General features: G+C 54.6%; 21 protein-coding genes. 5 read left to right on the plus strand and 16 right to left on the minus strand.

The window, feature by feature from the left end:
- Position 1: 1 nt before the first annotated feature.
- The 8 genes from AC2IBB_RS24680 to AC2IBB_RS24715 all read right to left on the minus strand — a co-directional run bounded on the left by AC2IBB_RS24680 (position 2) and on the right by AC2IBB_RS24715 (position 8,190).
- Positions 2 to 1,963 (minus strand): methyl-accepting chemotaxis protein, encoded by a 1,962-nt coding sequence (locus AC2IBB_RS24680; protein ID WP_486329371.1) that lies wholly within the window; start codon positions 1,961 to 1,963, stop codon positions 2 to 4.
- A 317-nt stretch (positions 1,964 to 2,280) separates the two neighbouring features.
- Positions 2,281 to 4,056, minus strand: coding sequence for an alkaline phosphatase D family protein (locus AC2IBB_RS24685; RefSeq protein ID WP_486329372.1), 1,776 nt, complete (start codon positions 4,054 to 4,056; stop codon positions 2,281 to 2,283).
- A gap of 147 nt (positions 4,057 to 4,203) precedes the next feature.
- Positions 4,204 to 4,896, minus strand: coding sequence for a DUF6882 domain-containing protein (locus AC2IBB_RS24690; protein ID WP_486329373.1), 693 nt, complete (start codon positions 4,894 to 4,896; stop codon positions 4,204 to 4,206).
- A 24-nt stretch (positions 4,897 to 4,920) separates the two neighbouring features.
- Positions 4,921 to 5,232 carry a hypothetical protein gene (locus tag AC2IBB_RS24695; RefSeq protein WP_486329374.1) on the minus strand — a complete coding sequence of 104 codons (312 nt, stop codon included), beginning with the start codon at positions 5,230 to 5,232 and terminating at the stop codon, positions 4,921 to 4,923.
- Between the two features lie 374 nt (positions 5,233 to 5,606).
- Positions 5,607 to 5,996, minus strand: coding sequence for a hypothetical protein (locus tag AC2IBB_RS24700; protein WP_486329375.1), 390 nt, complete (start codon positions 5,994 to 5,996; stop codon positions 5,607 to 5,609).
- 22 nt (positions 5,997 to 6,018) lie between these two features.
- Entirely contained in the window at positions 6,019 to 6,525 is a 507-nt protein-coding gene (locus AC2IBB_RS24705; protein ID WP_486329376.1) for a hypothetical protein, read from the minus strand.
- A 328-nt stretch (positions 6,526 to 6,853) separates the two neighbouring features.
- Positions 6,854 to 7,249: a diacylglycerol kinase gene (locus AC2IBB_RS24710; RefSeq protein ID WP_486329377.1), complete on the minus strand. Its 396-nt coding sequence runs from the start codon at positions 7,247 to 7,249 to the stop codon at positions 6,854 to 6,856.
- An 86-nt stretch (positions 7,250 to 7,335) separates the two neighbouring features.
- A complete protein-coding gene (locus tag AC2IBB_RS24715) occupies positions 7,336 to 8,190 on the minus strand; it encodes a LysR family transcriptional regulator (RefSeq protein WP_486329378.1) in 855 nt (284 codons plus the stop codon).
- A 101-nt stretch (positions 8,191 to 8,291) separates the two neighbouring features.
- On the opposite strand from AC2IBB_RS24715, the gene AC2IBB_RS24720 reads away from it, so the two are divergent.
- Both AC2IBB_RS24720 and AC2IBB_RS24725 read left to right on the plus strand, forming a co-directional pair.
- Complete coding sequence (locus tag AC2IBB_RS24720; RefSeq protein ID WP_486329379.1) at positions 8,292 to 9,482, plus strand: YbfB/YjiJ family MFS transporter; 1,191 nt, start codon at positions 8,292 to 8,294, stop codon at positions 9,480 to 9,482.
- Between the two features lie 40 nt (positions 9,483 to 9,522).
- On the plus strand, positions 9,523 to 9,729 hold the full coding sequence (locus AC2IBB_RS24725) for a tautomerase family protein (protein WP_486329380.1): 207 nt from the start codon (positions 9,523 to 9,525) through the stop codon (positions 9,727 to 9,729).
- Positions 9,730 to 9,799: 70 nt separating this feature from the next.
- On the opposite strand, the gene AC2IBB_RS24730 is transcribed toward AC2IBB_RS24725, so the two are convergent.
- Both AC2IBB_RS24730 and AC2IBB_RS24735 read right to left on the minus strand, forming a co-directional pair.
- Positions 9,800 to 10,231 carry a hypothetical protein gene (locus AC2IBB_RS24730; protein WP_486329381.1) on the minus strand — a complete coding sequence of 144 codons (432 nt, stop codon included), beginning with the start codon at positions 10,229 to 10,231 and terminating at the stop codon, positions 9,800 to 9,802.
- A 418-nt stretch (positions 10,232 to 10,649) separates the two neighbouring features.
- Entirely contained in the window at positions 10,650 to 13,232 is a 2,583-nt protein-coding gene (locus AC2IBB_RS24735; RefSeq protein WP_486329382.1) for a M14 family zinc carboxypeptidase, read from the minus strand.
- 402 nt (positions 13,233 to 13,634) lie between these two features.
- Between AC2IBB_RS24735 and AC2IBB_RS24740 the strand changes: the two genes are divergently transcribed.
- Together AC2IBB_RS24740 and AC2IBB_RS24745 are read left to right on the plus strand one after the other, a co-directional pair.
- On the plus strand, positions 13,635 to 14,126 hold the full coding sequence (locus tag AC2IBB_RS24740) for a hypothetical protein (protein ID WP_486329383.1): 492 nt from the start codon (positions 13,635 to 13,637) through the stop codon (positions 14,124 to 14,126).
- Between the two features lie 367 nt (positions 14,127 to 14,493).
- A complete protein-coding gene (locus AC2IBB_RS24745; RefSeq protein ID WP_486329384.1) occupies positions 14,494 to 14,805 on the plus strand; it encodes an EH domain-containing protein in 312 nt (103 codons plus the stop codon).
- Between the two features lie 127 nt (positions 14,806 to 14,932).
- Here AC2IBB_RS24745 and AC2IBB_RS24750 read toward each other — a convergent pair whose 3' ends face one another.
- Positions 14,933 to 15,925: a ribonuclease Z gene (locus tag AC2IBB_RS24750; protein ID WP_486329385.1), complete on the minus strand. Its 993-nt coding sequence runs from the start codon at positions 15,923 to 15,925 to the stop codon at positions 14,933 to 14,935.
- 4 nt (positions 15,926 to 15,929) lie between these two features.
- Complete coding sequence (locus tag AC2IBB_RS24755) at positions 15,930 to 16,844, minus strand: LysR family transcriptional regulator (RefSeq protein WP_486329386.1); 915 nt, start codon at positions 16,842 to 16,844, stop codon at positions 15,930 to 15,932.
- 134 nt (positions 16,845 to 16,978) lie between these two features.
- Here AC2IBB_RS24755 and AC2IBB_RS24760 point away from each other — a divergent pair, with 134 nt between their 5' ends.
- Positions 16,979 to 17,245 (plus strand): hypothetical protein, encoded by a 267-nt coding sequence (locus AC2IBB_RS24760; protein WP_486329387.1) that lies wholly within the window; start codon positions 16,979 to 16,981, stop codon positions 17,243 to 17,245.
- A gap of 247 nt (positions 17,246 to 17,492) precedes the next feature.
- On the opposite strand, the gene AC2IBB_RS24765 is transcribed toward AC2IBB_RS24760, so the two are convergent.
- The 4 genes from AC2IBB_RS24765 to AC2IBB_RS24780 form a co-directional block, all read right to left on the minus strand.
- Positions 17,493 to 18,029: an O-acetyl-ADP-ribose deacetylase gene (locus tag AC2IBB_RS24765; RefSeq protein ID WP_486329388.1), complete on the minus strand. Its 537-nt coding sequence runs from the start codon at positions 18,027 to 18,029 to the stop codon at positions 17,493 to 17,495.
- 48 nt (positions 18,030 to 18,077) lie between these two features.
- Complete coding sequence (locus AC2IBB_RS24770) at positions 18,078 to 18,488, minus strand: VOC family protein (protein ID WP_486329389.1); 411 nt, start codon at positions 18,486 to 18,488, stop codon at positions 18,078 to 18,080.
- 15 nt (positions 18,489 to 18,503) lie between these two features.
- The gene (locus tag AC2IBB_RS24775; RefSeq protein WP_486329390.1) at positions 18,504 to 19,535 is read right to left on the minus strand and encodes an oxidoreductase; all 1,032 of its coding nucleotides are present in this window, start codon (positions 19,533 to 19,535) and stop codon (positions 18,504 to 18,506) included.
- A gap of 97 nt (positions 19,536 to 19,632) precedes the next feature.
- Positions 19,633 to 21,651 (minus strand): methyl-accepting chemotaxis protein, encoded by a 2,019-nt coding sequence (locus AC2IBB_RS24780; protein ID WP_486329391.1) that lies wholly within the window; start codon positions 21,649 to 21,651, stop codon positions 19,633 to 19,635.
- Positions 21,652 to 22,061: the final 410 nt, after the last annotated feature.

A 22,061-nucleotide genomic window follows, 5' to 3' on the forward strand; every position in this document is an offset into this window, starting at 1 on the left:
GTCATACCTTGAAGCTGGCGATGGCGGTTTCCAACGTATCCGCCAAGGCTTTTAGTTCGCTCAGATTATCGGCGGTCTTCTCGACACTGCCGTGATTCTGTTCGGCCAGTTGCGCGATTTCATCCACATTTTCGCTGAGCAGTTCGTTGGCTTGAGCCTGTTGTTCGAGAGCCGTGGATATTTCCGTCACGGAGCGGTTGACGCTTTCCGACAGGTCGCTGATGGCGGCGATGGTGTCCACTGTCAGCGTCACCCGCTCCGCGCTGCGGGCGGCTTCTTCCACCCCGGAATCCATACGCTTGACGACCGCCAGAGTATCATCCTTGATACGTTGGATCATATCGGTAATCTCCACTGTCGAGGACGCAGTGCGCGCGGCGAGGTTGCGCACTTCATCAGCGACCACCGCGAAACCCCGTCCCTGCTCACCAGCCCGGGCGGCTTCAATAGCGGCGTTCAAAGCCAAGAGGTTAGTCTGCTCGGCAATGCCTTTGATGACATTAACGATGGAGTAAATCTGCTCTGACTGTTGACCAAGATCCTGTACTGACTTAGCGGAATCTCCTACGAAGTCGCAAAGCCTGCGGATATCATCGGACACCCGTTCCACAATGTCCTTACCTTCGCTGGAACGTTGGTTCGACTCCAGCGATAACGAACGGGCTTCACCGGCGCTGGCCACCATTTCGTGCAGGCTCGCAGCCACTTCCTGCACAGCCGAACTCATGGTGGCCGTGGCGTGGCTCTGCCTGCTGGAGCTAGTGACGATGGCTTCTGTGGTCTGGGTGATTTCCGCCGAGAAGGATAGAATCTTGCTCGCGCTGTCGCTGACTTTTCCGATCAGCTCGTGCAGCGCCTTCTGCATACTACGAATGCCGGCGAGCAAACTGGTCGAGTCGCCACTACTGACTTTTACCTCTCGGGTCAGATCACCTGCCGCAATAGCGCGCACGATATCCGCTGCGTATTCCGGTTCACCGCCCAATTGATTCAATATCCGACGCACCATCATAACGCTGAAAGCAATCGCCAGAAGCTCGAAGACAATGACTCCCGCCAACAGCCAGAATTTATTCGTTGAAAATCCGTCAATGCGGCGCTGCAACATGCTTTTCAGCGCAGGAGAGGCCTGCTGATAGAGCGCCATGTTGCCTTCCACCGCCCGTTGCGCTGCGGATTTAAACCCATTCAGATCCACATTGAGTCTTGCTCCAGTAATGTTTTTTTCCACAAAGCCAAGGAAGTTACTGATGGACTGGGTGTAAGCGTCCACCGCCTGCTTGACGGCTTTGGGCATGTCCCCCGCCGCGTTATTTTCATAAGCGACTTTGCTATCGTAATTCACACCGTCCAGATCGGATTGCAGTAGTCCAGACAAAACAACCATACGGGTTTTATCATCTGCGCTCATTGAGCCGTTATTCATCAACCCGGCCCCAAACTCTCGCATTTGCGCCAGCAAATCCAGGCTGTTCGGAAGTTTCAGCAGCAACGCATCCATCACGTAATAAGTATCCAGATCCGGATCGAGAATCAGGTTGGAAGTATCTCCCGCTTTGGCGATCAGCTCCCGCGTGGCGGCGATGAGTGCGTCCGCCTCCGTCAGGCTCTGAGTCGTCCGCGCCTGGGTCCAGGCTTTTTGCAGATTTGCGTACTGCTCCGCCGTTTTTAGGGCCGCGCCGGAGCGCTGTTGCTCTTTTTCCAGGGCGGACATGGCTTTCTCAATTCGCGAGACGATCTGCGTCACGCTACCCTTGGCGGCGACGGCGACTTTGTACTCTCCAGCCTGGTCCAATAATGTCTGTAGAGGGTTGAGGTATTCAACGCCAAGAATTTCCTGCGCGCCGAAATTGATGCGGATATCCATTTCGTCGGACAGCAGATAGGTCACCCAAATCAGGGGAAGCAGCAACGCAACGCCAGTTGCGGCCAGCTTCGAGCGGAGCTTCATGTTAGCGAACATAAACATCTCCCGACATAGAGGTCTGGCGTTATTAGGATTGGTTAAAGACCATTCATACCTCCATGGTTTGATAGTCACCCGTACCTACTAACATGGCAGTAATACTGGCATGTTAATCACCAGGCGTATGAATGCGCCTGCGCGGCGGCGAGCCGCGGAAGACAGAACCTGACATGTGCGGCCCTGTCGTAGCGGACCAATAGAAGGAATCTATTCGTCCGCCTTATTAGTAAATATTAGCAGTTAGAAGCAAAAAGCCCGTTTTCCACGAGGAAAACGGGCTAAAAATGTGCAAAAGAAAGTGAATTTTTCTGCGCCTAGTAGCCTTGCACGGACTTTTGCGTCAGCCAGGGCCAAGCTTCATATTTACGATAACGCGCCAAAGCCTTGCGTTCCTGCTCACCGCTATTGAGGTTTTTGTTGACTTTATAGGCCACCCACTCGCAATACCCGTCGGTATACTCAATTGTCGAATAACCGTGGTCTTTACTGTTAAACATGCGGATATGCGGATTGGTTATTCGTACAGCGCCCTCGCTGGTCGCATTCAGCAGAAAATCCCTGACCTCATCGTCCGGCGCCTGCGCCAACAGCACATCAAACAGACCTGCAGACGTCAGCGAGGGCGTCATAAATTCAACGCCGACCTGGTTAGAGAAGTTAAACGGGTTCAAATCCGCGTAGTTTTTCTTCACCTGGGAGGCCATATAGGTGTGTAGATCCCCAGTCACCACCACGAAGTTCTCAATTGAATTGGCTTGCACTTCATTCATCAGCCATATTCGTTCAGCGTCATATCCGTCCCAGGCGTCGACGTTGAAAGGCAACTTGGCCTTTTCTCCAAGATCAATGCCCAATCGTCCCATAAAGGTCTGGTTGCCCAACATATTCCAGCGCGCCGTCGACGCCGTCATGGTATTGATCAGCCATTCCCGCTGGGTCTGCCCCATCATGCTCTGGTCAGGGTTGTTCAGATTGCCGCACCCGAAAGGGACGTAACGGCCCAGAAACGCCTCTTCGCCGCATGGGTGCGAGGTTCGGTAGGTGCGTGTATCCAACATGTTCAAGCTCACCAGATCGCCAAACCGGAACTGACGATAGATGCGCGAATACAAATGAGGATGGGTGCGGTCTTCGTTCAGGTCGATGCGCGCGGGAATGTATTCCGCCCAGGCCCGCTGCGAATCGAGTTTGAGCTGACGCTTCAAGTCCGGATCATCGCCGAATTGCGGATCAGTGCTATAGGGGTGATCCGGGCATCCCAGCGTGTCCTGCTCATAATCCCAGTAACAATCGTTACAGGTTTCATGATCGTCAGTAGCAATAATCCAGGTGTGGTTTTCCATCGCCTTTTGCATAAAAGGGTCACTGCGATAAGTGCGATGCAGGAAACGATAATCCTCCAGGTTCATCGCCACAGGGAAACCGCTGGGCAGCTCTATTCTGCGGTCCTCGAAGGGCAGATCCTGGTAGCGGGGATCGCCAACGCTCTCATAAATGAAGTCGCCCAGGTGGACCACGTAATCGATACCGTTGTCGTCAGCGACGTAATTTAATGCGCCGTAATAGCCGTTGGTGTAGTCCTGGCAGGTCAGCAACGCCAGTTTGACGCTGTCCACGGACTGCCCCACTGCGGCGGCGGTGCGACAGCGTCCCGTTCGGCTGAATACGCCCCGGTACTGAAAGCGATAATAGTAGTAGCTGTCCGCATCCAACTGGCCATCCAGGTCAATCCTCACGGTATGATCCCGATCCGCGCCAAACTGCTCTCCTCGTACTTTGCCCTCCAGCGCCAGCAAAGTGAATCCAGGATCAACCGCTATCTGAAAAGTCAGGCTTTCGCTGGGGTCATATTGTTCGGAGCGGATGTGAGTCCACAGCATGACGCCGCTGGCGGTAGGATCACCAGAGGCGACCGACAGATCAAATACTGCGGAGGGGTCGGTTCGGTTGAGCGGTAATGGAGCTTTATCCGGATAAGCAGCCCGGCTTAGACCGGCCAGCGCTTTATCCGCACTGAAAGTAAGCAAGAACGGCGTGGCGGTCCCTGCCGCCATGAGTGACAGAAATTGTCGTCTGTTATAGTCAGGCACTCTGGGTTCCTCTTCTTCGGTTTTTGTTTAGTGGTGAAGCCGCCAAAGCGAAACAATGCTAATGAAACACTGTTAAAGCTTCGTGAAGACTTCATTACCCGAAGAAGAGGATAGTTGGCTCCTAACCGGCTGGCTGGAGCCTGATGATCAATGGCTGGGCGTAATCTGGCGCACGCCGCCCCGTTCGTCAAAGGTTAGCGTGAGCTCCCCGTCCGCCCTGGAGCCATAACAATAGGGTCCGTCTTCACGCAGCCTGAACCCTTCTTGACGCAAATATTCCAGCACAGGCGTTTTCTGGCGTACGGACAAACGTCGCAACGCCGTTTGCAGAACCCGACAGATTGCATGCAGCCCTAATTTCGGCAGATCGTCGGAGTGCTCCACCAGCACACAGCCATGCAACGTTTCCGTGAACTCCCATACGTCGAAGACATAATCATGATTCAACACGCCCGCCGCAATGGAGGACACCACCACCGGCTCCACAGGCTCACAGACGCCCTTGATCACACCCCAGCTTTCTATATTGGCGGCCTCCGCCCAGGCCACTAATTGCAGGCTGGCCTGTATCACCGTTTCCGGCAGCGGATTGGGGCTCGCCCAGGCCCAGCAAAACGAACGACTGCCTGTCGCGTAGGTGCCAATGAGCTGGATGCGACGGCGCGTGTCGCCATACCGAGCGACGCCTTCGTAGAGGTTGTACTCTACTGGCGACTCACAGGGATAAGCCGTTTGCAGCCGTTGATACCGGCTTATCTGAGGCAGCAGGTAAAGTTCTTTCAGCGAGTCCAAGGTGACCTTCGCTGTCGCGTCCATTCTGAAGTAGTCCATTTTTTCCATATTATTTATCCTGACTTTTATAACTCATACGCTATTCCCTGGCGTTGAGATCAAACGGTCCACATGCTCCAACCACTCTTCAATGTCATCGTCTTGCGCTGGTTCAGACGTGCTGGCCGACTTGAGGGAGGCGAGAATCATGGTTCTAAACAATCGACAGGGAAGATAATGCTCCTCTTGACGCACTTGCGTCTGAGCAGGCTCAAAAGCATCAGGGTCAGAGGACTTTTCCGTCACATCAGACGGAGAAATATCGCGTGAATCACACGAAGACAACGGATGAGATATATCGGACGCCATAACGCCCGGCGCGTATTCGCGTCGTTTACCATTCATTTTTAGCAACTTTCCTTGTAAAAATAATTCCAAAAAATGGAATTTAACCCCCTGCGCCGACGTTTGGCGCCAGTTTGCTAGGGTATGCCAAGTGAACGGATTTAGCCAGTCCCGACATCCTTACAAGCCTTTAACATAGCGTGAATCTGAATCCCGTTTTTTAAGGTTTCGCTTATCGCCAATACAGTGCCACGACAGAGCAGAAATATCCGCATGGTGGTCTGAACAGTGGCGCTGGGATCTGAATGGAAAGAACCTGACAGGCGCAGTGGAGGATATACGCACGACACAAGGCCTGCTTGAAGGCAAATACTTCGTGCTTTTCACTGATTAGCATAAAAAGCCCGGCCTCAGAGCCGGGCTGTATTCATCTATTACTGATTAAAGTTGAAGAAAACGCCTGTTTGCATGAAGTCGCTGCACTTATTGCTATTTCCAGGGCGAAGGATAATAACCCTCCCTCCTTCGCGTAAATCGGTAACAGCGTTGTATGCAACGTCGAACAAAGCTTCGCCCTTACTTACATAGCATGTGAAGCTCCTATCGCTCTTTGGGTCATGCCCGTAAAAGTGGATAGAAGGCCCCGAGCGTTGAGCGGAAATTTGCCCGCTGTTCTCACCAGCCTGCTCCCCGATTTGAGCGCTCAACATAACAGCACCATTGAACCAGTCACTGACCTGTACAGCTCCGTTAGTTTGGGCCATCGCCGTCGTTGCGACTGAGCATACCGCCGCCATCATTAGTGCTTTGCCTAGATTTTTCATACAGATATTCCTTTATGATTGCTTACAAGATTGGGGGCGCCTGCATCGTCAGCGCGCCCTGGTTGATCGCCGTGAATATTTCATCCACCAGCGCGCCGTACTGAGCCGGAGTCAAGGTCCGCTTCAGTTCGAGCATCCTGTGGTTGTCTTCCTGTAACCAGGCGCCGGCCGATACGGCGCCTTCCAGTACAGACAACCCTCGTTGAAAGTTTTCGTCATAAGTGAGCGCGGGACGCTCTTCCGCGACCGGGATATCGTCATCTGGCATGCTCCGCACAGATGCAGCAGAGGGAGCGCTGACCACCCTGGGCTGAGACAGTAACTGCTCCAGCCTGGCTATCTGCCGTTCCAGCTCTTGCACGTCACTGGTGAACTGCGGAGAGGGCTCAACCACCGTAGCCGACGGCGCTTCATAAGCCATAGCCGGCGCCGGTTGCGTCTTAACTTCCTGTGTCCGCGTCCAGAGCAACCCGGTTTGCAGACACTCCAAAACCAAAACGCCTCCAATCAATACCCACGTCCCTTTCATTGCCGCCCCCTTGCTCTGTTTTCTTCGCGTCATTCCTGGAGACCCTGCGTTGGGTCCCGCGTCTTCATGGGCTAAGAATATCCATAGGGGAGTAGCAGGCATTGTATAAATCCGGCGCCATTTGAGAGCGCCGCGGCAAGCTTTGACGCAACGGAAAACAGGCGCCAGAGAGGCGATATGCGGGATACTTTTACGCTAAGAACGAAGGGATAAAAGCAGTGAGAAGTACGTTTGAATATGCGAAATGTAAGGAGAAGCCGAAAAACGCCGACTTATGGAAACCTACTCAAGACGGCCGCATAAACATTGCGTCTATGCGGCGGACAGCTTAAATCAGAATGCCAATCCAGGTGAATAAAGCCAGGCTCAACGCCACCAGCACCGCTGCGGAGCCCATATCTTTGGCGCGCCCGCTTAACTCATGACGCTCAGCGCCGATGCGATCAACAACGGCTTCAATGGCGGAGTTGATCAGCTCGACAATCAACACCAGCAGGACGCTGCCGATCATCAGTATTTTCTCCACCATTGTGACGGACAAAAACAGCGCCAGAGGAACAAGAATCAAGGCGGCGACCATTTCCTGACGGATCGCGGATTCATTTCTCCAGGCTGCGCGCAGCCCACTTATCGAATAGCCCGTCGCCAGAATAATGCGTTTGACGCCAGTGGCGCCTTTAGGCTTGGCTGGAGAAACGGCAAGTTTTTCGGAAGAATCGGTCATGATATTGTCGGCTCCTGACTACTGGATACTCACAACGAGAGCGATGACAGTATAGTCACAAAGCCTTCCGCGGAGTAGCTCGGGCGTTACTTTGTCAGGGCCCGGCCGGCGACCGCATCCCGCAAAGTTAACAAACCTCCGCGCAAGGGAGTGTCCCGATAGCGAATCATCAAAGTGGGCGTGTGGGCGATATGTTCTGGTAATTCAGATATCGCCAACTCTCTCGCATAAAGCGATTGCTCCACCACCCGCCGCGGCACCAGCGTGCAGCCCAGCCCTACCGCCACGCAGCCCAGTATGCCCTCCAGCGTGCCCAATTCCATGACTGAGGCGATCTGATGGCCGCACTCTCGCTGCCAGGCCAGGGCGCGCGCACGATAAACGCAGCCTTCGCGAAACAAAATCAGTGGTTCCTGCAGGTCGCCCTCGCCTTTCGCCGTTACCAACACCAGTTCCTCCATCAACACAGGCTCCGCGGTCAGCATGGGATGATCCAACGGGCCGCCAATGAAGGCGCAGTCCAACTTATGGCTCAGTACGCGCTCAATGAGATCTGCGGAGGTCGCCGTCTGCACTTGCAGATCCAGCCCGGGATGCCGGGAGCGCACTTTTTTTAACGCGGCGGGCAGCCTGACCGCGGCGAAAGTCTCCATGGTCCCGATGCGCAGCTCGCCAGTGGCTTCGCCCGCAGAGCGCACCGCAGCGGCGGTCTGTTGCGCCATTTTCAGTATCTCTTGCGCGTGTTTTTGCAGCACCCGTCCTGCGGGCGCCAGCTCCAGTCCACGCCCTTTGCGAAAGAACAGCTGCACTTCCAGCTCCTGCTCCAAGCGTCGAATGCGCGTCGTGACATTGGATTGCACCGTATTGAGCCGACTCGCCGCAGCGAGGATTCCCCCCTCCTCCACTACCGCGAGAAAGGTGCGCAACGTGACTAGCTCCATAACCATTCTCCATTAGAGAACATTTTCTTCTCTATTATTCGATTGTATTGATAGGTTGTATTATTTATCTTCTCTCCCTGAGATACAACGGGAAGTGAACCATGAGCGCACAACTACAACGCTTGCAAGTGCTGACGGCAGGCATCCTCAGTCTGATGCTGATGTTGGGCGTGGCGCGCTTCGCCTACACGCCGTTATTGCCCATCATGCAGCAGCAGGCGGGACTGTCAGCTTTCGCAGGGGGCTGGCTGGCTAGCATGAACTATCTAGGGTATCTGTGCGGCGCCTTAATCGCCGCCTCTATCAGCAGCCTCACGCTCAAAGACAAACTATATCGCTCAGGCTTACTGATCGCCCTTATCAGCACCGCCGGCATGGCGCTGTGCGAAAACGTCTGGCTGTGGGCGTTCATGCGCTTCATCGCCGGCCTGAGCAGCGCCGCAGGTTTGCTGATCGGTTCTGGTCTGATCATGCATTGGCTAATACGCAATGGCCACCGCAGCGAATTGGGCATTCATTTCGGCGGCGTCGGACTGGGCATTCTGTGTTGCTCCCTTGCGGTGGATCTGATGACCCCTTACTTAGACTGGCGGGAACAGTGGGTGGCGCTGACGGTATGTGGATTGCTGTTTGCTATCCCCGCCTGGCGATGGTTGCCTTCTCCTGCCACAGGAGGACGCTCACAGCACGAGGTCGCGATGGACGACCGACCGCCCTCGCGTCTTTATATGGGTATTTTCATGGCCGCCTATTTCTGCGCAGGCGTGGGATATGTGGTCAGCGCCACCTTTTTAGTGGCCATTGTCGATCAGCAACCTACCTTACAGGGGCAAGGCGCTTTCGTTTTTCTTCTTGTGGGCGCCGCAGCGGCTCCTGCCTGTATTCTTTGGGATTTGCTGGCGCGACGCATCGGCGATATTAACGCTTTGATCATCGCCGCCGTCTTGCATGCTCTGAGCATACTGGCGCCGACGCAGGGCGGCCTCGCCATGGCGCTGGTTGGCGGCGCGCTTTTCGGGGCCACCTTTATGGGAATCGTCAGTTTGGTGCTGACAATGGCGGGACGCTTCTATCCTTCACGCCCCGCCAAAATGATGGGCAAAATGACCCTGACTTACGGCGTTGCGCAAATCCTTTCACCGGCCCTTACCGGAAAATTAGCGGCGGCTGGAGGCGGCTATATAGAGGGCCTTTATCTGGCTGCAGCCGTCATGGCGCTGGGCGTATTGCTGCTTATCGCACTGAAAAGCGTAGAGCAAAGCGAACGCCGCCAGGCCCTGTCATACACCTGACTAATTGTAGTCACAAATCAACCCGAACAAGAGAGCAGCCATGCCCTACGTTAATATCAAAATCACCCGCGAAGGCGCTACCGCCGAGCAAAAAGCGACGCTGATCGAAGGCGTAACCCGCCTCCTGCAGGAGACTTTGAACAAAAATCCGGCCACCACTTTCGTGGTTATTGATGAAGTGGAAACAGACAACTGGGGAATCGGCGGTGAATCCGTCACCCTGCGCCGCAAACGAGAGAATAGCTGACTCCAGTCAGATGCGCTCAAGCAGACCCACGCCTGCTTGAGCGCGATGGTCTAACCGTCGTTAGCCTGCGCTACTGCAACATCCACAATACTGGCGCCGCCAAGACAGCAAGAGTTAGCAGGACAGCGACGCCAACGCCGGCCGCCGCCCAATTGGACGCCAGTTCGCCACCGTTTTCACGATGCCCTCTGATTGCCTTACCCTGGAACAGATTCGCCAACTGCAGCATCACCATGATCTGTGGGGCGAAATACACAATCTTGGGCGCATGCCACTCCGCCGGAACCAGCAGAGCAGCGATAATAACGCCTATCGTCGCCGCCAACGAACCAATAATGGCCTTGCGGGCATGAGACTCCTTGCCCAGCTTGCGAAAGTTCTTCGCTAGCAATATGCCGCCAGCCAATGCAGACCCCAAAAAGGTCGCAATGCCAATGCCGGATACTTTATAAAGCTTGTGTTCAACGAAAGAAGAGACGGGTGTTTTTTGTGGGTTTTCCATTAAAAGATCTCCTTCACCGCCCGACTTAAACAGCCGACAAGAAGGACACCCAAACTTGTTAACCGCACGAGGGCGGGCTGTATCGATTGATAGCATACTCCGGACGCAACGCGCCCGAACACTTCACAACGATCGCCAGCGCTACTGTTAGCTCAAAGCGACAATCAAGCGAAGCCGGTGATGAAGAACAAGAACTCTCCCGTTCGCAGCGGACCTTCCCTGAATATCCCTTATCCTTAACGACTTCGACGCCGCAGGAAGCATTAAAATTCTAGCCCCATAAGCCCTATTGCGATACCCGCGGGGCATAAAAATTTTATAAAGAAATTAACCGTACAAAAAAGGCCGCCCCGAAGGACGGCCTTGATCTGGTTCAGCATGCCGATAGCGTAATCGCCATGGCGCACATCAGGCAGGCTTACTTGAAAGTGATTCCCCACTTGTCGATGTTACCGGTGTCACGGTTGGCTCTGTCGCGTACTTTCAGATTCCAGGTTCCTGCGGAATCCTTCGCGCCCACGTCAACAGTGTAGGTCTGGTCGATGTCGTCTGTAGAACCGCCAGTGCGGTTGTGCAGGTTAAAGACTGTTCCATCGGGATGCACCAGGTCCACAATCAAGTCTCCGATATAGGTATGCTTGATCTTCACCGCCACGCTCACTGAGCCGGAGGCGCCGCTGCGGGTGACCGCAATCGGACTGCTGACGCCAGTGGCGTTATTGTCCGGGATGCTGACGTCTGTGTCGTTCTCATAAGAATCTGGCTCTGTCGGCGGCTCGCCGCCATCGCCGAGAGACACGGTGTAGTCTTCCACTTCCCCGTAATTGAAGGTTCCGCATGCAGAGGGCGCCGCGTTATAACGCATGGCCACACGCATAGTGGTCTTCTCAAAGGACGCGCTCGCCGGAATAGTCAGCGTGCCGCTGGCGGGTGAAGAGGAGGCGGAGCCGGAATCGAAGACTTCCTCACCAGCGTCGTCAAAGTCGCCGTCGCCGTTCAGGTCGACCCAAGCCTTGAAGTACTCCTTGTATGACTGACCGGAGAATGCGGGCGTAAAGGTAACGCTGTTGCCGCCTTTCACCAGGGACACCACTTCGCCGCCCTGGGCTTCAGTGAAGTCACTGTATTTGGACGCGCCGGAAGACTTCAGGAAGCCACCGACCTGCACGCTGGAAATCCACTCGTCATTCGAGCTGTTGCTGGCGGCGTCGCAGTATTCCGCAGGCGGAATGGTCGGATCGCTGTCGATGATCAGAAACACGGCGCTGACCGCACCCCAGGCGCCGCTGGCGTCCTTACCACGCACATAGACGATGTGTTTGCCTTCACTCATGCCAGTGGTGTCGATCACACCGGTGACGCCTTCCGTCTTCGAATTGTAGGAGCCATCAGAGGCAGATAGCGCGATGGCTTGAGCGCCATTGGCCCAGGGCGGCGTATCAACGTAATACTCCGCCGCCGTCAGGTTCTGCGTGGTCTCAGTTCCGTTGCTGTTATTGAAACGCGTGTCAGTAACGGATGCCGTCAGGGTTACCTGCGTACCCGGCTCCACGCCACCGCTGGAAGCGCCGCCGCTCAATGACAGGCTGGCGACGTCTGGACCCGCTGGCGTGATGTAAGGCGTGCGCACGACTTTCGCCGCGTAGATCAGCGCATTCAGGTTGTCCGGTTTGATCTTGCTCTCATAGGTGCTGCAGCTCTGGAAGAAAGACGTACCCAGTTCGAATGTGAACGCCGCTACGCCCAGCTCGCCATAACTGATGCCGTCGCTGGTGCCGTCGGTGGGATAAAGACCGATTGACTGCTGCGGCGAATAGCCGTTGAAGAACGCGAATTTACGTCCCAGCGTCTGTAATGCGGTTCCATTAGGCGCCGCCTGACTGGTGTCGCCCCATGGCCACAACACCAGCTCGCTGTAGCTGTGAATATCCAAGTGAATACCGCTGGTGTCGCTGGGGGCCGGGTCGTTTTTACCAGGGCCGCGACGATCCGGCCACAGGCTGCGCACGTACCCTTCCAATGCCTGGATTTCCGGCTCTGAGCCCGCGCTGGGACCGCGATAGGTATCATTGCACTGACTGCCGCTGGAGCCTTCGCCGTTGGTGCTGTTCCAGCCGAAAGTAAAGTTGCGGTTCAAGTCCGCGCCACGGCTGTTACTGCTGGCGCCACAGTAATTACGGTTGGCGTTCTTCCTCCAGGATAATCCGGTTTCTGCTTTTTTACGGCCATCTGGATTGGTTTGCAGCATCAGATGCACTTCATGGTTGTCCATGATCCAGGTAGCGTCTGCGTTACTTCCATAGCCGTTCACTAACCAGCGCGCAAACTCCAGAGCCAGAGGCGCAGTGGTGTATTCACGGGCGTGAATGGCGCTGTTGATGAACAGCTTGGGTTTTTCTCCGCCGGTGTTTTTGTTGGTCAATTTCAGAACGCGCATATCGAAGCCGCCAAGACCCTGTTTCTTCTCCCAGGAATCGCCGACGTCAATCCACTCCGCCAGATCTGGATGGCTGCTGGCGAAACCTGCGGCCGCCGCGAAAGTTTCTTCTACGGTTTCATAACAGGGATACCCAGGAATACCCGCCAGCATCGCCTCCGAACTCGCTACCGAGCCGTTGATCGACTGTGCGGAAAAAACGCCAAGGCTGCTCAGGCCCTGCATCTGGGTAAGAATAGCGTTACGCTGCTCGATAAAGTCCGTCGCGGTTTCAAAGGTGAAGCCGAAATGCTCCAGCTTTTTGATATCCTCCGGCTGCAACTGCATGACCAGATAGCCATCCTCATAATGAGACTCCAGCATCTGGCCGTGAAAACTGATCGCCGCTTTACGGGCGATATCCTTGTTGGGGAAATAGGCTTTATAAATATTGTCCGACGCTTTTTCCTGCTCAAGCAATTGATAAGCGTCGTGGGCGTGTCCAGGGGCGGCCAGCGCGGAACAACTTACCAAAGCGCCCGCCATGAGAGTGGCCACAGATAAGCCGCTAGCTTTCTTTTTCATTGTTATTTCTCCTTGGAATCCAGGTTCCCGGTGATTTATTTTTCCCTTGAAGGGAGATCGATTTGATTATGATCAGCGCCCGGGTGCGGGCGGCGCGGTCCGTTACTGCAATCGACGTTCCACTGAGGCTGTTAAAACGCATAATGTGTCAAAATCCATACAAGCCGAAAGTGGCCGTAGAGATTATGCCTATTTCCCAATCATCTTATTTGAACGACGTTAAACAGCCTCGATTAACGTAGAAGCTAAGCTGTTTAGTGTCAATCCAGAAAGGTTGAGCTACTGCTTATTCCTGACAAATATAAGTACAATCCGCAATATCAAAGGAGCTATTGAGGCGAGAAAACTCTGATTCAAATCATCAAAAATATACAAGGGAAACTCGCCAAAAAGGGGCAATTTATGCGACACATAACACCATTTTGCCGCAAATTAGGGCATTTTTTAGCGCCATTCACTGCAACGGCCATTCTGTCAGGCTGCGTACAGGCCTCTCCCGCCAATACAGGTAAACCCCTACCCGGCCTTGAAACGCAGGCGCAAGGCGTTTACCAGGAACTGCGCGAAGTAAAAGGACACTTTAACGGCGGTCAATGGAACGAGGATGTGGATAAGTGGCAAGGCAAAAAGCATCAGGTTATGCAGGTGCTTGGCGCCAAAGTCGCCTCGGAGCGTCTTGACGCCAGCCGCACTCGCGAGCTAATGGGGGCGCCAGACCGCACCCTCAAACCGGGAGATGAGCATTTCGAGACAGTCGTTCGCATGACTGAATGGAAAGGCGAACCACAAGGTTCACTATGGGTCTATGACTGGCGCGGAGCCCATGACCAGCTGGTATTCGCCTTCGATGGGGAAAAGTTAACGGCCTCGGGCTGGCTATATAGTTGGGAGTAATTGATTGGCCCCATTTCCAAATGGCTTCCGCCAGCGAGGCCAAAAACGTACTGTCGCAAATTACTGACGCTTAAGTTTTTGATTTATAAGACATCTCATCTTCGCCTGCAATCAGGCGTCGCAAAACGGGGACGCTTTGGCGCCCCGCTCTCAGCCCCGCCTCTATCAGAACAACTCCAGTACTTTGATTTATAAAGTTTTTTGTATTCTGGCGCCGAAATTGACTTCTCTACAGTGAGCGCACAAAAGCGCATTTGGAACCGCATCGGCAGGGACTACTACAGGAGTACGAAGGCCAGCCTTGGATAGGGAAAAAGTTCATTGCGGACAATTACAGATTTCACAGAATCACAAAGAGGTGATCACCATGAACAAACTGAGCGCACTTGCACTGTCTTCATTTTTGGCCGTTTCCACCGCCTACGCAGAGGGCGATTTGGGAGCCTCCGAAAAAATGCCGTCCGAGCAACAATTCTCAGCTCTGGATGCTAACCAGGATGGCGTGCTTGATGAATCTGAAGCCAGCACCAGCGCTGAGCTGACTAACAACTGGGCGTCTGTCGACATCGACAAAGACGGCGTTATCAGCCCGCAGGAATATTCTATCTACACTGGTGAAGCCACCGCTTCAGGCTCTGCAAGCGAAGAGCAAATCCTGGAAGAGCCGGTAACTGAGTAAGTTACCTTAACCTTAGCTGAGAGATGGCTTTTATTACCCAGGTCTGCAGGCCTCGCCTGCAGACCTGGGCTTGGGTCCGGTCGCTGAGGCGGCGGACCATTTTAAACCTCGCCCCTGCACGACCAGTCTATTGGCAGTCGACCTCGACTTCCCCGTTTCTATGCAAGCGCCCAACCTTGTCCAATTGATAAACTTCAAAGTCCCGGGCCAGAAACAGGTTACCCGAATAGGCCGATCTGGCTTCCCGCTCAATATCGAGAATGGAGGCGCTTTTACTATTCTCCTTATCCAGATAGCGGGGACTGAAGTGCGTAAGAACCAGATTAGGCAACGCAACTGACTCAGCGAACTGCGCCACAGCAAACGCGCAACTGTGCTGAGGGCCGGAACCGACCTTTTCCGCCACATCACGGGTATAAGTAGCCTCATGCACTAACGCCTGGGCGCCGGCGCACGCCTCCTGCAACAGCTCCGGCTGATCGTTGTCGCCGCCGATAACGATACGTCTTGGCTCACGCGCGCTTAACAGATAATCCGCACTGTGAATCTCGACGCCACTATCCAGAGTCACACTCTCCCCTTTTTGCAGACGTCCCCAGGCAGGCCCGGGCGGTACGCCGTCCGCTTGCAGCTTCGCTACATCCAATTTCGCTTCCACGCGCCTTTCGGCAAACGAATAGGCATAGGAGGGAACCCGGTGAGAAAGTGGGTGAGCCCGCAGCAAGAAATCTGTGTCAAAGAAATCGCATTGCAGCAACGTGGCGACCTCTACAAAACGCAGCTCGTAAGTAAGGCGTAGTTGTGTGGTTTCGATAACCGCATTCAAAAACGCTTCCAGTGGTTGCGGACCAATCACCGTCAATGGTTCCGTGCGTCCGCTCATACTGGCGCTGGCCAGCAGGCCCGGCAGTCCATAACAATGATCGCCATGAACATGGGTAATGCATACGCCACGCAACTGCTTCAGGGTATGCTTGCAGTGCAGCAAACGGTGCTGCGTCCCCTCTCCGCAGTCCACCAGCCACCAGTCTTTGGTTTCAGCCATTTTGACGCAGACAGCGGACACATTGCGCGTTTTAGTAGGCACGCCGGAAGAGGTGCCAAGAAAGGTGAGTTCCATATAATCAGGCGCTTTTTAAAGTTACTATTTTCTGACAGTTACAAGAAAAGTATTCACTCATAAAATCAATAAACAACCTCACTTTTTGCGGCAGATACTCACGGCTTTGGTACACGCAATAAATATCCAGATTCGGCGGCTGGTAGTCCTTTAATACCGTGACCAGACGTTTCTCACGCAGGGCCTCATTTACGATAAAACAAGGCAGTTGCACGATCCCTTTGCCGCTCTCCGCCAGTTTGGCGAGAAAGATGCCGTTATTGGATTTGAACCGCCCACGCACATCCACATAGCGTAATTTGTCATTCTCCCAAAAACTCCAGGAGTTACGCCGCGCCAATGAAAACCCCATACACTCATGGGTTCTAAGGTCATCGAGACTCTCCGGCATTCCGTTGAGCTTAAGATATTCCGGAGAGGCGCAAGTGACCAGGGCCGTGCCGCCGATACGGCGGGCGATAAGACCAGGCTCAAGCTCGTGAGCGATGCGAATGGAAAGATCAAACGCCTCTTCCACCAAGTCCACGCGGCGATCCGCCAGCTCCATGTCCACTTCAATACTGGGGTAAGTGGACATGAACTCCGCAATCACCGGCTCCAGGTGCAATAAAGAAAACGCCATCGGCGCGCTCAGACGCAGCACGCCTTTGGGGCATTGGGTTTGTTGGGAAAGATCCGATTCCGCTTCATCCAGCAGAGAGAATACATTGCGGCAGGCTTCCAGAAAGCGCTCGCCAGATTCAGTAAGACTCAATCGGCGTGTCGTGCGGTGCAACAGTTTGGCGCCCAGACTATCTTCCAATCCTGACACCAGCCGCGTCAGCACCGGCCGGGACAAATCAAGAATGTCCGCCGCTTTCGCGAAACTGCCATGGTCGACGGTGGCGACAAACGCACGCATGGCTTGAATTCTATCCATCCGGATTTCCTCCTTAGTATTGTTTCGTTTTTAGAAACAATGAATTTCAGAAAGGCGTGTTTATTCCCAATCATGGTATCTATAAAGTAGCCACCACACAACGATTGAAATCAAAACCTAGAGGAGAATTTCAAATGAGAACTTCAAAACTTTTTTCAGTAGTAGCCGCTTTATCTCTTACCGCAATGACTGGCTTAGCAAGCGCTGAATCTTTGGCGGATCGCCGCGCAGAAAGCGTGCAGGACGTCCCTACTCCTAACGCCCACTACAGCGGGAACTACCGGTTCGAACAGGGAAAACGCATTCCGGTAGTCAAATCTGCAGAAGACAAAAAAGTGTTCGACGGTCAATACACCGGTACAGTGAAGTATATTCGCGGTGAAGTGGTCGAAGAGTCTTGAGTCGCGAAAGGATAAAGACCCCGGCGGATGACCGCTATCACGGATGACGCGTATGGCCGCCTCACAGCGGCAAGGCAAGGAGCGAAATTCAGGGCGAGGACCGACTCAAAAACGGGCTCCCGTCCCTGAACCGCTGGCAGCGATATTCCTTCTCTCCCAACAGGAATATCGCGTCCTTTCTTCTCTCGACGCTTTTAAGCGCTTGAAGTCCCGCCCCAATGCATCCACAAAACCAGTAAATTGAAGTTCAGGACGACTCGTCCGAGCCAACGATCTCCGCATACGCTTTTCGCGTCGCATCTTCTACCTGGCCGTCAAAACAAGCGAAAATCACCCGTTCAATCTGAGAGTTGTGCTGTAGCCCTGCTGCCGCCTCCCTCATTGCAATTTGGCAAGCCTTGGCGATGGGAAAACGATATACGCCGCAACTGATGGCGGGAAACGCCATAGAGGTGACGGCATATTGCTGCGCCAGACGGAAGCATTCCCGATAACAGGACGCCAGCAGCGCGTCTTCATTGGCGTCACCGCCGCGCCAGACTGGCCCAACAGCGTGAAACACCCATTGCGCTGACAGGTTATATCCTTTGGTGGCTTTGGCGCACCCAGTATCACAGCGCCCCAAGGTGCGACATTCCTGCAACAACTGCGGCCCCGCCGCGCGATGAATGGCGCCGTCCACGCCACCACCACCGCATAGAGCGCTATTCGCTGCATTGACAATAGCGTCCACCTGCAAACGGGTGATATCTCCACGAATAATGTCGATTCTGTCCTGCAACATAGTTTTCGTCTCTCTTTGCTGACAGCCTATTGGGCTCGATAGACGGGGTTAGACTGATCGATCCGCATCCTGCGGAAACTCATCGACAAAATTCAGCTCCACGCCCAAGCCGGAAGGGTCGCGCAGAAAAATCTGCGTTTGTCCCAATCCAGGAACAACCTCAACCGAGTGGCTCAAATCGTGTTCCGCGAGCCGCCGCAAGGTCTCCGGCAAACCGCGACAACGCAGCGCCACATGATCCAGATGGCCTGTCGCCACACTATCGCTGGCAGCCGTTTCCGAGACAGTCAGATGCAGAATCGGCGCTTCGCCCGCATACAACCAGAAACCTTGACGCCGAAACCCGGAGGGACGCGGGCCTTGTCGCAGCGCCAATACATGCAGATAAAAGTCGCGCACGTTTTCTAAAAGGGCCTGCGGCGCAGTGATGTTGATATGATCCAGTCCTGTTACTTCCATCAGATATCCTTAATTTTATTCAGTGAATGCAAGGCGTCTTCCTTCGTCGCTGCTTTGCTGCGCCAATTCGATGATACGGATAACCTGCATCGCCTGCTCTGGCGGTACGGGATTATCGGCTTCACCGCGAATCGCCATCGCCAGTTGCCGGTAGAAAAGCTTGTAGTCCCCGCCTTGAGTGGCGTGCGTCTGAGAATCTTCCGCGTCCGTCACCCAGCCATGACAGCGCTCCGGCTCCAGCCCCCAATTGGCGCTGTCTGGAGCCTGCCCATCACGCAGTGCGTCTTCCTGCGGGTCCAGCCCATGCTTGATATAGCTGGCGCGGTCGCCGTGCAGCTGAAAGCGAGGCCCAGGCTGCGCGGTCAAGGCGCTGCCGTGTAGAATCACCTGCAGCGGCGCGTAGTCCAGCACGACATGGAAATAGTCCACCGCTTCCGAGCCCGGGCGCTGTTTCAGCGCTTGCGCGGTGACCGCTTTAGGCGGCCCGAATAAACACAGCGCCTGATCGATCAAGTGGGAGCCCAGATCATACAGCGAGCCGCTGCCCGCTCCTGGTTTCTCGCGCCAGCGGTCGCGCACCTGGGGACGAAAACGGTCAAAATGGCTTTCAAAATGATAGAGGTCGCCCAGCCTGCCGCTCTCCAATAACGACTTGACCGTCAAAAAGTCTCCATCCCAGCGACGATTGTGATAAACGCTGAGCACAAGATTACGTTGCGCCGCCAGCTCACATAAAGTCTTGGCCTGCTCGGACTCGGGCGTAAACGGTTTCTCCACCAGCACATGCACGCCGGCCTCCAGCGCTTGTCGCGCCAGCGGATAATGCTCAACATTAGGAGCCGTGATGACAACCAACTCAATATCCTGTTGCAGCAGCTCCGTCATAGTGCGGCAATGCGCCGCTTCCGGCGCCAAGGATCGCGCCAGTTCTGCACGTTGGGTCAATACAGCGCTGACTTCAAATTCGGGGAGGGTTTTAAGAAACGGAAGGTGAAAGGTCTGGCCGGAAAATCCCAGGCCAATCAAGGCGGTTCGTACCGGACGCATTGTCCTCTCCATCTACATCGGCTAAAACCGCTTTATACTGCAGGCGACACTCCTTTGTCACCTTAACGCAGAGTAACGGGCCGCTCGCAGCGGCGCATCAAGTACGGAAACGTCCCACCAGCGTTTTCAAGCCCCCGGCCATATTTTCCAGCTCCCGCGCTGCGGTAGCCACATCCTGCACCGCGCGGTTGTTGGTTTCCGTCATGGTGGCGATCTGCTCCACATTGCGCGCAACATCAGTGCTGGCCTGAGCCTGTTCACGCAGCATGAGAGAGATATCGCTGAATACGTCCATGACCTGTTTGGCGCTGTTGCGAATGCCATGAATGGAGCTTCCGGCCTGTCCAGCCAGTGTGGCGCCCTGCTCCACTTGTTCTACGCCACGGCTCATGGTTTCCACCGCCTCCAGCGAGCCTTCCTGAATCTTGGCGATGGTTGAGGTGATTTCCCGCGCCGACTCGGTAGTGCGCGCCGCCAGACTGCGCACCTCATCCGCCACCACGGCGAAGCCGCGCCCTTGCTCTCCGGCCCGGGCCGCCTCAATAGCCGCATTCAATGCGAGAAGATTGGTCTGCCCGGCGATAGTCTCAATCACCATGATGATGGAAGAAATTTGTTCAGATAATTCTCCCAGAGCCCCGATGGTCTCAGACGACTCCTTCACCGTCGTTGAGATACGCTGCATTTCTTCTCCCGCCCGCTCAATCACCACCGCGCCGTCTTCCGCCGTATGGAATGACTCCGAGGAAAGTCGCTGCGCTTCGTCGGCGTTTTCAGACAACCTGTCGATGCTGACGGTCAACTCCTCGATCGTCGACGCCATAGACGAAGCCGCCTGACTTTGTTGCGTGGAGCCAGCCGCCACTTGTTTGCTGGCGTCGGACAATTGATACGAGGCCGAGGCCAGATCCGTTGCGGTAGTGGCGATATCCTTCACAATGTCGCGCATATGCCGGTGCATGATGTTAAGCGCTTCCTGCAGTCTGCCGGCCTCATCCTGACGATTGACTTCGATATCGCGGGAGTAGTCGCCCTGGGCCATTTCCTCCATCCAGAACACAGCCTCCTCAAGCGGCCTGCCGACCATGCGTTTGGTGGCGAACCAGATGACGACGGACAAAATCACCACAATCAATACCACCGTTGCGATCATGACATTCAAAAGCCAGTCGCTGATGGCGGAAATTTCGTCCATGGGCATTGCAGCGGCGACAACCCAACGCAGCTCAGGGGCTTCCTGGAAGAACGCCAGATAAGTTCGCTGTGCGCCACTGGCGTCTTGTGTGGTGTAAGTGACGTCTCCGTTATGCTGCTGCAGCATGGTCGCCACCGCTTGCCCAAGGCCTTCCTGCCCCACGATATTTTTCCCTTCCAGTGAGGGATGCAATAGAAAGGCCCCGCGAGAGTCGCCAGTATCCGCATTGATCACAAAGAGCAGCCCTTCCTCCCCGATTTTCTGGGCCCCTAGTTGCTGCTTCAGATTGGCCAGCGAGCTGGAGAATTCAATGCCGATGTATCGAATGCCGACCACCTCGCCGCGGCTGTTCTTGATCGGCGTGTAGTTAGTAATGAACTCTCGACCGAAGAGAGTCACTTTGCCCGTGTAGGCCTCACCGCGCAGGTTCTTTTCATAGGCTGGCGAAGAACGGCTCAGCAAGGTGCCGACAGCACGCGAGCCGTCCTCTTTTTTTACTGACGTCACCAAACGTACAAAATCATCGTCCCGACGCACAAAGATAGTCGCGTTGCCGCCGGTGGCTCGGGCGAAATTATCGACGGCCGAATAATTCCCCGCCAGAGGCGTGTCGCCGGAGTACATCTGAAACACACTTTGTCCCGCGACATCCACCCTCTCCCCAACGCTGGTGCTGAACTCGCCGGGGAATGTCAGACCAAACACTTCCGACAGGCGCACCGCCTCATTATCCAGTTCTTCGCTATATGCTTTGGCCGCCATGTGAGCGGAGCCGACCAAGTGCTGTAAGTCCGACCGGGTGAGTTGGGTGACGGATTTGTCAACCGAATGAATCAGGAAAAAAGAAGCCACACCTAGCACCACCGCAATGCACAATGCCACCACGCTGGAAAGGCGTACTGCTATAGACCGTCTGAACATGGCGTCCACCTCGACTTTTCTCAGGCGTATTCATCAGGCTGTCCGCAGGTCCTTCTGCTCAGGCAGATCAGAATCCAGCGGGACACGCTTGGGTTCGGAAGGGATACTATTTACTTACTACTATTTATTTACTTACTACTATCTATGTACGCGGTGTGAATTCCATTTTTGAGGGAATTGACCGTCTTGTCCTTATAACGTCATTCATTCTGCAGAAGCGCCTCATTTTGTGACGCCTATCACAATTTATAGAGGCAAAGCGGAAAATTTTCGAGTTATTTTCTGTTACCTAATACGCCGCTTAGGTTTCCTTTCTCAGGCATTTGGTAGCAGCAGCGACAATTCCTCCACCAATGTCGCCGCCATAGGATCTCGCGGCGAACAAAACCGAATTTCGTCAACAACAGCCA

Source organism: Hahella sp. NS-SX17, from assembly GCF_057367735.1.

Excerpts from the sequence above, each read along its gene's own strand:
- AC2IBB_RS24680 (WP_486329371.1), bottom strand. The coding sequence starts at position 1,963 with ATGTTCGCTAACATGAAGCTCCGCTCGAAGCTGGCCGCAACTGGCGTT.
- AC2IBB_RS24690 (WP_486329373.1), bottom strand. The coding sequence starts at position 4,896 with ATGGAAAAAATGGACTACTTCAGAATGGACGCGACAGCGAAGGTCACC.
- AC2IBB_RS24695 (WP_486329374.1), bottom strand. The coding sequence starts at position 5,232 with ATGAATGGTAAACGACGCGAATACGCGCCGGGCGTTATGGCGTCCGAT.
- AC2IBB_RS24700 (WP_486329375.1), bottom strand. The coding sequence starts at position 5,996 with ATGAAAAATCTAGGCAAAGCACTAATGATGGCGGCGGTATGCTCAGTC.
- AC2IBB_RS24705 (WP_486329376.1), bottom strand. The coding sequence starts at position 6,525 with ATGAAAGGGACGTGGGTATTGATTGGAGGCGTTTTGGTTTTGGAGTGT.
- AC2IBB_RS24710 (WP_486329377.1), bottom strand. The coding sequence starts at position 7,249 with ATGACCGATTCTTCCGAAAAACTTGCCGTTTCTCCAGCCAAGCCTAAA.
- AC2IBB_RS24715 (WP_486329378.1), bottom strand. The coding sequence starts at position 8,190 with ATGGAGCTAGTCACGTTGCGCACCTTTCTCGCGGTAGTGGAGGAGGGG.
- AC2IBB_RS24720 (WP_486329379.1), top strand. The coding sequence starts at position 8,292 with ATGAGCGCACAACTACAACGCTTGCAAGTGCTGACGGCAGGCATCCTC.
- AC2IBB_RS24725 (WP_486329380.1), top strand. The coding sequence starts at position 9,523 with ATGCCCTACGTTAATATCAAAATCACCCGCGAAGGCGCTACCGCCGAG.
- AC2IBB_RS24730 (WP_486329381.1), bottom strand. The coding sequence starts at position 10,231 with ATGGAAAACCCACAAAAAACACCCGTCTCTTCTTTCGTTGAACACAAG.
- AC2IBB_RS24735 (WP_486329382.1), bottom strand. The coding sequence starts at position 13,232 with ATGAAAAAGAAAGCTAGCGGCTTATCTGTGGCCACTCTCATGGCGGGC.
- AC2IBB_RS24740 (WP_486329383.1), top strand. The coding sequence starts at position 13,635 with ATGCGACACATAACACCATTTTGCCGCAAATTAGGGCATTTTTTAGCG.
- AC2IBB_RS24745 (WP_486329384.1), top strand. The coding sequence starts at position 14,494 with ATGAACAAACTGAGCGCACTTGCACTGTCTTCATTTTTGGCCGTTTCC.
- AC2IBB_RS24750 (WP_486329385.1), bottom strand. The coding sequence starts at position 15,925 with ATGGAACTCACCTTTCTTGGCACCTCTTCCGGCGTGCCTACTAAAACG.
- AC2IBB_RS24755 (WP_486329386.1), bottom strand. The coding sequence starts at position 16,844 with ATGGATAGAATTCAAGCCATGCGTGCGTTTGTCGCCACCGTCGACCAT.
- AC2IBB_RS24760 (WP_486329387.1), top strand. The coding sequence starts at position 16,979 with ATGAGAACTTCAAAACTTTTTTCAGTAGTAGCCGCTTTATCTCTTACC.
- AC2IBB_RS24765 (WP_486329388.1), bottom strand. The coding sequence starts at position 18,029 with ATGTTGCAGGACAGAATCGACATTATTCGTGGAGATATCACCCGTTTG.
- AC2IBB_RS24770 (WP_486329389.1), bottom strand. The coding sequence starts at position 18,488 with ATGGAAGTAACAGGACTGGATCATATCAACATCACTGCGCCGCAGGCC.
- AC2IBB_RS24775 (WP_486329390.1), bottom strand. The coding sequence starts at position 19,535 with ATGCGTCCGGTACGAACCGCCTTGATTGGCCTGGGATTTTCCGGCCAG.
- AC2IBB_RS24780 (WP_486329391.1), bottom strand. The coding sequence starts at position 21,651 with ATGTTCAGACGGTCTATAGCAGTACGCCTTTCCAGCGTGGTGGCATTG.